The sequence below is a fragment of the Acidisoma sp. genome, from assembly GCF_035492295.1.
GTDB lineage: Bacteria > Pseudomonadota > Alphaproteobacteria > Acetobacterales > Acetobacteraceae > Acidisoma.
Window position 1 is genome coordinate 1 of record NZ_DATJJK010000209.1, and the last position, 11,748, is coordinate 11,748.

Consider the following 11,748-nt stretch of genomic DNA (forward strand, 5'->3'; position numbering starts at 1 on the left):
CTCCACACATAGCCTTCCGCATCCACGGTCGCGCCGTCCGGCGCACCGCCGATCTCCTTGAACGAAGCGAAGCAGCGCTTGTTGGAGGGCGTGCCGGTCGCCGTATCATAGTCGTAGGCGGAGATTTCCTCGGACCAGGTATCGGTGAAATAGAAGGTCGTTCCCTCCGGGCTCCAGCATGGTCCATTGGAACAGATGATATTGCCTTCGAGCTTATGGACGGACAGATCGGGGTCAAGCCGATAGAGACCGCCATTCGGCCCCTCCTCCTTCATGTCCATGGAGCCGGCAATGAAGCGGCCCTGCCGATCGACCTTGCCGTCATTCAGCCGCGTGTTGGGGATGTTGGATTCCGGATCGTAGATCGGCGTCGTCTCCCCGGATTTAAAATCGAGAAAATGAAAGCCGGTCTGCAGTGAAACCACGGCGCCTCCCTTCGCGCGGAGTGCCATGGAGCCGATATTGGCCGGCACGTCCCATTCCGCGATCTCCGTGCCATGTTCTGTGCAGCGAAAGACCTTGTTGCCGAAACTGTCGATCCAATAGAGGCGCTGCTCTTCCACATCCCAGAGAGGTCCCTCACCCAGGATGTTCTTGCAATCCACGAGCACGCGGATATCGGCTTCCTCTGACATTTTCTTGTTCCCTGGCTCGGCTCGTTCTAGTGCGGCCGTTCTATCTCGTTAAAAACCGACTTTGTCGCGACCCTTGAGCGCCAGGATCTCCCGGGCCTCATCCGGCGTCGCGACCTCGAGGCCGAGACCATGGACGATCTCGGCGGCCCGGCCTACCTGCTCGGCATTGCTTTTTGCGAGGACGCCCGGCCCGATCCAGACGCTGTCTTCCAGCCCCACCCGGATATGCCCGCCCTGCGCCGCGGACATTGCTGCGATCGGCATCTGCATGCGGCCCGAACCCAGAACGGACCAGCGATAGTCGGTGCCGAACAGCCTATCCGCCGTACGCTTCATATGCGCCACGTCCTCAGGATGGGTGCCGATGCCGCCCAGGATGCCGAAGACCGTCTGCACGAAGAAAGGCGGCTTGACGAGGCCACGCTCCGCGAAATGCGCGAGATTGTAGAGATGGCCGATGTCATAGCATTCGAATTCGAAGCGCGTGCCGTTCCCGGCGCAGGACTCTAGCGCGTATTCGATATCCTTGAAGGTGTTGCGGAAGATGAGATCAACGCTGTTTTCGAGATGCGCCCGCTCCCACTCATGCTTAAACTCTTTGTAGCGCTTCAGCATGGGGAAAAGGCCGAAGTTGAAGGAGCCCATGTTGAGGGAGGCGACCTCAGGCTTGTGCGTCATCGCGGGCCCAATGCGTTCGTCGATCTTCATGTAGGGCGCGCCGCCGCTGGTGAGGTTGATCACCACATCGGATGCCGCCTGAATACGCTTAAGGAAAGGCAGGAAGGCCGCTGGGCTCTGATCGGGCCGTCCGGTCTCAGGATCGCGCGCGTGGAGATGCACAATGGCCGCACCCGCTTCGGCTGCGCCGATTGCGGCCTCCGCGATCTGATCCGCCGTCACCGGCAGATAGGGCGACATGGACGGTGTATGGATGGCGCCGGTGACGGCACAGGTGATGATGACTTTACGTGTGGCGGCCATGCGACCCTCCCTTTCTCTCACAGACTCTCGACATTGCCACAGACGGGAATGGACTGCCCGGAGATCATCCAGCCGGCCCGGCTGCACAGGAAGATGACGGCGGAGGCGATGTCATCCGGCGTCACCATCTGCCGCAGTGAAATGCGCTGAAGATATTCCGCCTCCATCACTTCATAGCTTACGCCGGTCTGTTCCGCCCGCGCGCGGATGACACCTTCCATGCGCGGTCCTTTCACGATCCCGGGCAGGATGGCATTGACGCGGATACCATCAGGGCCGAGTTCCTTGGCGAGGCTTTGCGTGAGGCCAATGATCGCCCATTTCGAGGCGGAATAGGGTGTGCGATAGGCATACCCGAACCGCCCGGCGGAGGAGGACATATTGACGATCGCCCCCTCACCCGCCGCGCGCAGATGCGGCACGGCGTAATGGGCGCAGTAGAACTGCCCATTGAGATTGATGTCGATGGTGCGGCGCCAGGCGTCCGACGCGATCTCGTCGACCGTGCCGGTAGGCCCCGCGATGCCGGCATTGTTGATGAGAACATCGAGCCCACCGAGGGCCGCCACTGCGTCGTCGACCATGCGCGCCACAGCCGCCTCGTCCGAGACATCGGTGACGGAGGTGCTGACGCCCGTGCTTGCCGCACAATCCGCGAGTGCTGCTTCGTTGACGTCGCAGACATGAACCCGGGCGCCATCCTCCACGAAGGCATCGGCGATGGCGCGGCCGATGCCGCTGGCACCTGCGGTCACGAGAACGCGAAGACCCGGTTTGACCTGACGGTTCTGCATGGTGCTTTCCTGTTATCCTTCAGCCCGGCGCCCGCTCGCGCAATGCCACGACGGCTGCGAGCACAACGGCGCCATAGAGAATTTCGCGAATGGCCGGCGGAGTCGTGGTGCCCGCCAGCAAGGTTTGCAACGCTGTCAGCAGCAGCACGCCGCCGACCATGCCGAGATAGGTGCCGCGCCCACCAGTGATCAGCGTGCCGCCAACGACGACAACCGCGATCGATGGCAACAGATAGTCATCCCCCATGCCGAGGCTCGCCTGCCCACTGAAACCCGCCAGCATGATGCCGACCAAGGCCGAGCAGAGACCGCTCAACACATAGACGCCAATGGTCGTGCGGCCAACATTCACCCCCGCGAGGCGCGCGACACGCGGATTATTGCCGACCGCATAGATGCGACGGCCGAGGCCGGTGCGGGAGAGCAACAGGCAGGCGGCGAGGATGAAGAGCAGCACCAGCCAAATGACCGGCGTGATCCCCCCGAGGCTGCCGGTCATCACCCAGCGCACTGCAGGCGGCGCGAAGCCCGAGGGCGTGCCGCCGCTGTAAAGCAAGGCCACGCCCTGCAGGATGCCGTTCATGCCGAGCGTGACCACGATCGGCGGCAAGCCGAAGAGTACGACGCCGGCACCATTGAGGGCGCCGATGGCCGCCCCCACCGCGAGCACCAGGGGAATGGTCCATAACGCGGCATCCGCCGACCCCTGCGCGAGGCCGGCCACAAGAATGCCGGCAAGCCCGATCGTCCAGGGTAGTGACAGATCAAGCCCGCCGGTGAGGATGACGGCGCCCTGGCCGAGAGCCAGGATGATGAGGAAGGAGGAGAGCACCGCCAGCACGCCGATGTAATGCGGCCCGATGCCGCCGAACATCAGGCCGGTCACAACGAGGACGAGCAAGAAGCAGATATAGGCGGGCACCGCGTAGCGCAGCGCCTCCGCATGACGGCGCATCCAGGGAACGCGTGGAACGGTTCCTGCTCGCGCACTGGGCAGATGAAGATCGGTCACCGCGCCCCGCGCACGCCTGCGGAAGGATGGCAGGCTCGGCGATGCCAGCCAGCGCGCCACGGGAAGCCCGGCATGGGCGGCGCCGCTGAAGGAAGCGAGGATGAGGATCAGCCCCTCCACCACCGTGCCGTAATAGGCCGGCACGTTGAGGACGAGCAGGATATTGACGATGAGCATGAGCGCATAGGCACCGAAGACCGAGCCCACGCATCCGCCACGCCCGCCGCCTAGAACCGTGCCCCCGATGACGACAGCCGCGAATATCTGCAGAAGCAACGGCTGACCGACCAGCGGATCGCCGGTGCTGGTCTGCGCCGTCACCATCACCCCGGCCAGGCCGTACGCGGCGCCGGCCAGCATGTAGGTGAGGAAGGTCGTGCGCACCACTTTGATGCCGATGAAGCGGGCGGCATCCGCGTCACTGCCGACGGCATAGAGCGCGGTGCCGAAGCGCGTCTGCTTGAGCAATCCCCAGACCACGAGAACCGCGACCACAATGATGATGGGCGCCGGAAGCAGGTTAGGAATGGCGCTGCCGGTGAAGAAGGCCGAGAAATCCGCAGGCACCGTACCGCCGGGCTTGTCCATCACAAGCAGCGTCATACCTTCGGTCACGAACATCACGGCGAGCGTCACGACAATAGGCTGCAGCCGCAACACGGCGACGAAGAAACCGTTGACCGCGCCGACACAGGCGCCGGCCCCAATGCCGATGACGGCCCAGAGGATTTCCGATCCCGGAGAAGCGCCAAGATGCGTCGCCAGAAGCACATTGACGAGGGAGATCACCGCTCCGGCGCTGAGATCGAAGCCGCCGGTGAGGATGACGAGGGTCTGGCCGACTGCGGCCAAGGCCAGCGGCGCGCCGCCCGAAGACATATAGGAGACGTCGAAATAGCCCATCGGCGCGGCGGAGAGCAGATTGACGGTCACCAGCAGGACCACGAAGACGAGGATTGCGGTGAGCAGTCCCCGCCGGCGCAGAAGTTCCGGCAGCATACCGGCGGAGAGCGCGGCGCTCATGCGAAGGCTCCAATCCTGCTGTCCTGCCCGCGCACATCCGGCGCATGCGCATGGCCAAGGGCCGCACCCATGATCGCGGCCTCGGTGATACCCTCGCCCTCCAGTTCCTCGGTGATTCGGCCACGATAGACGACGAGAACCCGATGACTGAGGCCGATCACTTCGGCGATTTCCGTCGAATAGAGCAGCACCGATCCGCCGGCGGCCGCGAATTCCGCGATGAGCTGATAGATCTGGTGCTTGGTGCCGACATCGACGCCGCGTGTCGGATCAAACAGCAGCAGGATGCGGCTGCCGGCGACGAGTGACCGGGCCAGCACGATCTTCTGTTGGTTGCCGCCACTGAAGGAGCGCGCGGGCATATAGAGCGCGCGCTGATCCACCTGCACACGCGCAAGCGCCGCAGAGACTGCTAGGCGTTCCGCCGCCATGTCGATGAGACCGCCCCGAATGAAACGCTCGATCACCGGCAGGGTCGTATTGGCGCTGCCATTGAGTTTGAGGAACAGGCCTTCGGTCTTGCGTTCCTCGGGCACCAGGTTGATGCCGATGCGCGCATCGATCGCATCACGCGGCGAGCGAAGCGCCACGGGCTCGCCACCCACGAGGATCTCCCCCGTGCGCGCCTCGACATCGCCGAAGAGGGTCAGGAACAGGTCGCGCTGGCCCATGCCCTGCAGCCCGGCGACGCCCAGGATTTCGCCGGCATGAAGCGTGAGATCGGCCTGCCGCATTTCGCCGCCGCCGAGGCTCCGCGCCTCCAGCACGGCCGGCGCTTCCTGCGGTAAGGCGCGCTTGGCCGGAAAAGTGGCCGCAATGGAGCGGCCAATGATGCGCTCAATCACCTCTGCATCGCTCACCTCAGAAACCGCGAAGGTGCCGACGCTCTGGCCGTTCCGCAGGATGGTCAGATCATCGCAGAACTCCCGCACTTCCGGCATGCGATGGGAGATAAAAAGGATGGTGGTACCGGCTGCCCTCAGCCGGGCCATGATGTCCCCCAGCCAGTGAATGTCATCACCCGACAGTGCCGAGGTGGGCTCGTCCAGCAGCAGAATGCGCGGATTGCGCATCAAAGCGCGCGCAATCTCGATCTTCTGCCTGACTGCCAGGTCGAAGCGGCGAATCTCCGCGCGCGGAGAGACAAAGCCGAGGCCGAGACTTTCGAGATGGGCCGCTACCTGCGCCTGCCCTGCACGGCGCTTGAGCAGACCGAGCGCCCCCACCGGCTGGTAGGGCAGCAGCATATTCTCCCAGACCGTGAGATCTGGAACCTGGGTCAGTTCCTGAAAAGCCGTCTGCAAACCCGCGCGATGGGCATCGCGCGGGTTTGAGAGATGCATGGTCTCGCCGAAGATTGCGATCTCTCCGGCATCGGGCTGCACAAGGCCGCTCAGCATCTTGACCATGGTCGATTTGCCGGCGCCGTTCTCGCCCAGCAGGGCGTGCACCGTGCCGGTTCCCGCCGCGAAGCTCGCATCCGACAAGGCAACGGTCGGGCCGTAGGCCTTACGGATGTTGTGCACCGCGATGGCGTGGGATTGGGCCATGGTCATGGCACTTTCGCCTCCTCCTGCCGGCTTACTGTTCCGGCGTTGCGTGCAGCGCCGCCTGCAGGCCGACCTCGGGCGTCTCGGTCGAGAAGATCGCCGCGAACCAGCCGGGATTGCTGATGATGGCCGGCTGGAAGACGTTGCAGCCGCCCTGCATGTCCTTCCAGCTGCCGGTCGTGCACATCTTCACGGTATCGTTCTTCGCCAGCGGCAGCGGCAGGACGATGTCATGCGCCAGAGGCTTGCCCTCCAGCTTGCCGACCGCGAGCTTGAGCGCCAGCGCGCCGGAATAGGGCGGCGAGGCATAGGAAATGCTGGGCAGGCCCATCGGGCGGTAGGTGCCGTGCGCACCGTCGACCGCAGTGCCGCTCGCCAGCATCTGTACGCGGTGGCCATTTGCGCCCTCCCCGGCGCAGGGTTTCAGCGCGTCGTCCTTGATGCCCGCTTCGCTTTCCATGGAGGTCGCGGTCAGACAGCCGACCTGCATCCAGAGGCCGTCGATATCCTTCCAGGGATGGGTTGCGACGATCTTGGAAAGCTCGGTGCGGGCGACCGCTTGGCTCCACATGCCGACACCTTCGGCGACGACGTGGATGCCGGGATATTTCGCGAAGACGGCCTTGGCTGCGGCCGTGCGGTCGGTATCGACGGAGGTGCCGGGCACGCCGTCCATCAGCACGATATTGCCCTTGCCACCGAGCTTGTCGGCGAGCCACTGCGCTGTGACGGTGCCGGCCTCGTTCTGATTGATGTGTACGTTGTAGGCGCAAGGCTCTGTCACCTGGGCATCATAGGCGATGACGACGACGTGTCGCGCGCAAGCCGCGCGAATGACTGGGTTCAGCGCGGTTGGCGAGATGGGATAGACAACGATCGCCTGCGCGCCCGCCTGCACCATGGCATTGATCTGCTGGATCTGGCGTTGAGCATTGGGACCCGAGACCTGAACCTCCAGCTTCACCTTATCCTTCAGCCCGGCAGAGGCGGCCATGGCCTTAACCATGTTCTCGGCCTCGGCCTGCCAATCGTTCCCAATATAGCTCATGCTCAAATAGACTTTGAAGGGCTTGGCCTGGGCCAAGGCGCCGCCGCCTGTCAGAACCGCGGCGCCCGCCAGAAAGGCCGTCGCCATGCGCGCTAATAGCTTCATCGTTTCCCCCGTTTCTATGTGCCTGTTGTGGCACTATTTTTGGTTGTTCTTGGTCTTCTTCTCGGTCATCAGGCTTCAGGCGCTATTCGGCGGAGCCTCTCAGCTTCAGGCAGAAAGGCAGCGATTCCGCCGGACGCGCCGTATCCGCGCCCTCCCATATCTGGAAGAGGGCATCGGTCACGGCTGCGCCGAAGGCGTCATACGGAATGTGGACGGTGCTGAGCCATGGCGCGACCCAGTCGTTCATTGGATTGTCGTCAAAGCCGAAGATTGCAACATCTTGAGGCACGTTCAGGCCAAGCTCGCGACAGCGACGGTATAGCCCGTAAGCCACGAGATCGTTGCTGCAGAAGATCGCGCGGGGATGGCGGGCCTTGTCCAGTAGCCGGCCGGCAGCCTGATAGCCGCCTTCAATCGAAAGACCGCCCGCCACAAGATGAGCGGGCGACGGCGCACGGCCGGCGCGGCCGAGCCGCCCCAGGAAACCTTCATAACGCTCGCGGCTGGCCGAGGAGTGCAGCGGCCCGTGGATGACGGCACAATCGTCAAAACCCTGGGCAAGAAAGTGCTCAGCAACTGCCTCCCCTGCGGCGACATTGTCAATGCCGACAAAAACACCGCCGCCGCGCGGCGGCTTGCGGTTGACAAAGGCAATGGGCAGGCCACCTGCCAGCGCCTGGGCAAGCCCCTCGCTTTCGACCGCGCCGAGAAGCGCCACGCCACGCACGTGATAGGCCTGCATCTCCTCGAGATAGAAATCCTGCAAACCTGGATCTTCGCCGGTGTTGCACAGAATCATGGTATGGTCCCGGCCGCGCAGCGTGGTTTCGATCGAGCGCGCGATGGCCGAATAGAACGCGTTCGCGATATCGGGGATGAGCAGGGCGACGAGGCGCGTCTGCCGCATCCGCAGCGCGCGGCCGGCATGGGCGGGGCGATAGCCGAGCACCTCCGCTGCCTCTCGCACCCGCGCCCGGGTCTCCTCATTCGCTTTGGTGCTGATGCCGTTGAGGACACGGGAAACGGTGGCAATGGAGACGCCGGCGCGCGCAGCCACCGCCTGAATGCCGACTGTCTTCGGCTTGGGCGACAAGACCTCTGTTTGCTCCTGGCGAAGCGGGCGGGCGGGCGGCATCGCGGTCCCTGAATCGTTTCCGGTAGTTTTTGGGTAAACGTTTACCCTGTTGGCGCCAAGTCCAACGCATTCACCCCTCGCTTGTCAAGTGGCAAGATGGACGCTACCTGATTCTTATCAGCGCCCAGCGGCGTCGTGCTGCACTGCAACGAGCGCCTCGCGGGCCCACACTGTCGCCAAAAGCGCGCGTCGGTGGCAATCTCGGGGATAAATGGGGAAGGCAACCGATGAGCACGATCAATTATCTGACCCGCATCGAGTTCGGCGAGGGCGAGATCACCCGCCTTCCAGAACTGCTCGCCGCACTCGGCGTGACGCGCCCGTTGATCGCGACGGATGCGGGACTAGTGCGCAGCGGTCTCGTCTCCCGCATTACTGAATCGCTGCCCGACGCCGTCGTTTTCGACGGCACGCCAGGCAATCCGACCGAAGAGGCGGTGCTTGCCGCCCTCGCCCTTTACCAAAGCAATGAATGCGACGGCATCGTGGGATTGGGCGGCGGTTCCTCGATCGATCTTGCCAAGGGGGTGCGTTTGTTGAGCGGACATCCTGCGCCGCTCGGCCAATACGCCGCCGTCAACGGCGGTGTTGCGCGCATCCACAACCGCATCTCCCCGATGATCGCGGTGCCGACGACCGCCGGCACCGGCTCCGAGGTCGGGCGTGGCGCACTGATCACCACCGCCGAAGGGCGCAAGCTCGGCATCCTCTCCCCCTTCATCCTGCCCACGATCGCTCTGATTGATCCCGAACTCACCTACGGCTTGCCGCCCTTCCTGACCGCCGCGACCGGGATGGATGCGATCTCTCACTGTCTTGAGACCTATATGGCGCCGGCCTTCAACCCACCGGCGGAGGCGATCGCCCTGCATGGCTTGGCCTGTGGCCTCGGCGCCATCGAGCCAGCTACGAAAGACGGCGCCGATAAGACCGCCCGACGCGACATGATGATCTGCGCCTTCGAGGGGGCGATGGCCTTCCAGAAGGGCCTCGGCGCGGTGCATGCCATCACCCATCCGATGGGCGCCATCCGTTCCCTCAACTTGCATCACGGCACGCTCAACGCGATTTTGATGCCCGCGGTTCTGCGCTTCAACCGCCCGGCGATCGGCGCCAAATGGGACAAATTGACCGAGTTGATGGGCGGCGCACCCGATACGGTGATCACGGCGCTCAACGAGCGTCTGGGCCTGCCCGCCGGGCTTGGCGCCCTCGGCGTCACCGAGGCGATGATGGAGGAGGTCTCCCACGCGGCGCTGCTCGACCACTGCCACGCGACCAATCCGCGCCGTGCCAGCCAGCAGGACTATCTGGACATCATACAGCAATCGCGCTGATGCTCTGACCGACAAAGGGAGACGGATATCGCGATGATTGAGCAGGCAGGGCCGCAGACGGGAGAAGCCGCGCGGCTGGATGCAACCACATTGAGGCCGCTCGGGCGCACGGGCCTTTCGGTCACGGCGCTCGGCCTCGGCACTGCGCCACTTGGCGGCCTTTATGGCCCGCTGCCGCGTAGCCAGGCCTTCGATCTGTTGGAATGCGCCTGGGAGCAGGGGATCCGGTATTTCGACACCGCGCCGATGTATGGGATGACGCGCTCGGAACATCTGACCGGCCACGCGCTACGCGAGAAGACCGAACCCTTCATTCTTTCCACGAAGGTCGGTCGGTTGATGACGACGGACCGCGCCGGGCGCCGTCTGCCGCCCGAGCCGCCGAAGAACCCGCTCGATCCGGGCTGGTACAACGGCCTGCCGTTCCGCGAGGTCTTCGACTACAGCTATGACGGTATCATGCGGAGCTACGATGACAGCCAGCAACGCCTCGGTCTCGCCCGCCTCGACATTCTCTATGTGCATGATATCGGGCGCGTCACCCATGGCGCATTGCATGATCATCACTGGGATGCGCTGACCAAGGGTGGTGGCTTCCGCGCCTTGCAGGAGCTGAAGGCGGCCGGGGACATCGCCGGTTTCGGTCTCGGGGTCAATGAATGGGAAGCAATCCGGGACGCACTGGAGGAGACCGATCTCGATTGCTGTCTTCTCGCCGGCCGCTACACGCTCCTCGACCGCAGCGCAGAGCAGACGCTGCTGCCGCTGGTACAGAAGCGCGAGGTCGCCGTCGTCCTTGGCGGCGTCTTCAACTCTGGCATTTTAGCGACCCCAGCGCGCGGGGTGCAGAAGTTCGACTATGCGGACGCCCCGTCAGATGTCGTCATCAAGGTCGAAGCACTCAGGGAGATCTGCGAGGAGCATGGCGTGCCACTGGGTGCTGCGGCGATCAATTTTCCACTGCGCCATCCCGCCATCACCTCTGTGCTCGTGGGCGCGCGCAGCCGGGCGCAGTTGCTGCAGAATATCGCCTGGATCGACATGGATTTGCCCGAGGCGATTTGGGCCGATATCGACCGCGCGCTCAACCAGAGCTGACGTGATGCTCGACGCGCATCAGCATTTCTGGCGGCCAGAGCGCGGCGATTACGGCTGGCTGACGCCTGAAACCGGCGTGCTCTACCGGGATTTTCTGCCCGCCGATCTGCGGCCGCTGATGCAGGCTGCCGGCATCACCCGCAGCATCGTCGTGCAGGCAGCGGAGACCGAGGCCGAGACCGATTTTCTGCTCGCTTTGGCGGCGGAGACGGACTTCGTCGCCGGGGTCGTCGGCTGGCTGGACATGACGGCCGAGGACTTCCCTGCCCGCCTCGCCTATTATCGCGCCCAGCCGAAATGGGTGGGGCTGCGCCCCATGCTGCAGGAGCATCCGCCCGAGAAAACCCTCGATCCGCGCTTCCGCGCGGCGCTCAGGGAGGTCGCGCGGCAGGACGTGCCCTTCGATATCCTGACCTTTCCGCGCCATCTGCCGGCGATGCTGACCGTTCTGGCCGAGGTGCCTGACCTCTGCGGCATCGTCGACCATATCTCCAAACCGGAGATGACCAAGCCGACTTTAGGCGACTGGGCCGGTCACATGACGGCGCTGGCCGCCCATCCCCGCCTGATGTGCAAAATCTCCGGGATGGTGACGGAAGCCGGCGCAGATTGGTCGGCGGACCGAATCCGCCCCTTCCTCCGTCACGCAGCAAAGGCCTTCGGGCCGGAGCGGCTGGTCTTCGGCACCGATTGGCCGGTCTGCACGCTGGCCGCGCGCCATGGCGAGGTCATGGACCTCGCCCGCACGCTGCTGGCCGAGCTGTATGACGCAGCCGATCTCGAAAAGATCTTCGAGACCAACGGGGCGCGCTTCTATCGCCTGGGCGCCTGAGACCCGCGGCCCGCGACCGGCGCGGCAGGGAATTTGCTTCCCATCTCCGTGACCTCGGCTTCAGGAGTCTCCGCATGCAATTGGACGAACAGTCCCCCGATTTCCATCGCGCGCGTTATTTCGCGCTGAAGGCGCAGGCGAAGGCCAAGGCTGACGCTCCCCCGCCTGCGCTCGACAGACCGGGCGCCACGCAGGAGA

At 64.3% G+C, this 11,748-nt stretch carries 10 protein-coding genes; 3 read left to right on the forward strand and 7 right to left on the reverse strand.

All coding sequences use genetic code 11. The annotated features are described in order from the left end of the window. From VL752_RS15985 to VL752_RS16015, 7 genes are all read right to left on the reverse strand, one after another. The coding region (locus tag VL752_RS15985; protein WP_325356854.1) for an SMP-30/gluconolactonase/LRE family protein at positions 1-635 on the reverse strand (635 nt) is incomplete at its 3' end. Positions 636-683: 48 nt separating this feature from the next. Beyond that, positions 684-1,616, reverse strand: coding sequence for a 3-keto-5-aminohexanoate cleavage protein (locus tag VL752_RS15990; protein WP_325356855.1), 933 nt, complete (start codon positions 1,614-1,616; stop codon positions 684-686). 17 nt (positions 1,617-1,633) lie between these two features. After that, positions 1,634-2,410 carry an SDR family oxidoreductase gene (locus tag VL752_RS15995; protein ID WP_325356856.1) on the reverse strand — a complete coding sequence of 259 codons (777 nt, stop codon included), beginning with the start codon at positions 2,408-2,410 and terminating at the stop codon, positions 1,634-1,636. Between the two features lie 19 nt (positions 2,411-2,429). Continuing rightward, complete coding sequence (locus tag VL752_RS16000) at positions 2,430-4,445, reverse strand: ABC transporter permease (RefSeq protein ID WP_325356857.1); 2,016 nt, start codon at positions 4,443-4,445, stop codon at positions 2,430-2,432. Further along, complete coding sequence (locus VL752_RS16005) at positions 4,442-6,001, reverse strand: sugar ABC transporter ATP-binding protein (RefSeq protein WP_325356858.1); 1,560 nt, start codon at positions 5,999-6,001, stop codon at positions 4,442-4,444. The genes VL752_RS16000 and VL752_RS16005 overlap by 4 nt, the downstream gene beginning before the upstream one ends. 25 nt (positions 6,002-6,026) lie before the next feature. Next, positions 6,027-7,148: a sugar ABC transporter substrate-binding protein gene (locus tag VL752_RS16010; RefSeq protein ID WP_325356859.1), complete on the reverse strand. Its 1,122-nt coding sequence runs from the start codon at positions 7,146-7,148 to the stop codon at positions 6,027-6,029. Positions 7,149-7,230: 82 nt separating this feature from the next. Further along, complete coding sequence (locus tag VL752_RS16015; RefSeq protein ID WP_325356860.1) at positions 7,231-8,241, reverse strand: LacI family DNA-binding transcriptional regulator; 1,011 nt, start codon at positions 8,239-8,241, stop codon at positions 7,231-7,233. Between the two features lie 269 nt (positions 8,242-8,510). On the opposite strand from VL752_RS16015, the gene VL752_RS16020 reads away from it, so the two are divergent. The 3 genes from VL752_RS16020 to VL752_RS16030 are packed head-to-tail and all read left to right on the forward strand — an operon-like array spanning position 8,511 to position 11,550. Continuing rightward, positions 8,511-9,620: an iron-containing alcohol dehydrogenase gene (locus VL752_RS16020; protein WP_325356861.1), complete on the forward strand. Its 1,110-nt coding sequence runs from the start codon at positions 8,511-8,513 to the stop codon at positions 9,618-9,620. A 33-nt stretch (positions 9,621-9,653) separates the two neighbouring features. After that, positions 9,654-10,718, forward strand: a complete 1,065-nt coding sequence (locus tag VL752_RS16025) for an aldo/keto reductase (protein ID WP_325356862.1) — start codon at positions 9,654-9,656, stop codon at positions 10,716-10,718. A 4-nt stretch (positions 10,719-10,722) separates the two neighbouring features. After that, positions 10,723-11,550 carry an amidohydrolase family protein gene (locus tag VL752_RS16030; protein WP_325356863.1) on the forward strand — a complete coding sequence of 276 codons (828 nt, stop codon included), beginning with the start codon at positions 10,723-10,725 and terminating at the stop codon, positions 11,548-11,550. Positions 11,551-11,748 lie beyond the last annotated feature (198 nt).

Bases quoted from the DNA above. Each gene is read 5' to 3' on its own strand.
- VL752_RS15990 (WP_325356855.1), bottom strand. From the start codon at position 1,616: ATGGCCGCCACACGTAAAGTCATCATCACCTGTGCCGTCACCGGCGCC.
- VL752_RS15995 (WP_325356856.1), bottom strand. From the start codon at position 2,410: ATGCAGAACCGTCAGGTCAAACCGGGTCTTCGCGTTCTCGTGACCGCA.
- VL752_RS16000 (WP_325356857.1), bottom strand. From the start codon at position 4,445: ATGAGCGCCGCGCTCTCCGCCGGTATGCTGCCGGAACTTCTGCGCCGG.
- VL752_RS16005 (WP_325356858.1), bottom strand. From the start codon at position 6,001: ATGACCATGGCCCAATCCCACGCCATCGCGGTGCACAACATCCGTAAG.
- VL752_RS16010 (WP_325356859.1), bottom strand. From the start codon at position 7,148: ATGAAGCTATTAGCGCGCATGGCGACGGCCTTTCTGGCGGGCGCCGCG.
- VL752_RS16020 (WP_325356861.1), top strand. From the start codon at position 8,511: ATGAGCACGATCAATTATCTGACCCGCATCGAGTTCGGCGAGGGCGAG.
- VL752_RS16025 (WP_325356862.1), top strand. From the start codon at position 9,654: ATGATTGAGCAGGCAGGGCCGCAGACGGGAGAAGCCGCGCGGCTGGAT.
- VL752_RS16030 (WP_325356863.1), top strand. From the start codon at position 10,723: ATGCTCGACGCGCATCAGCATTTCTGGCGGCCAGAGCGCGGCGATTAC.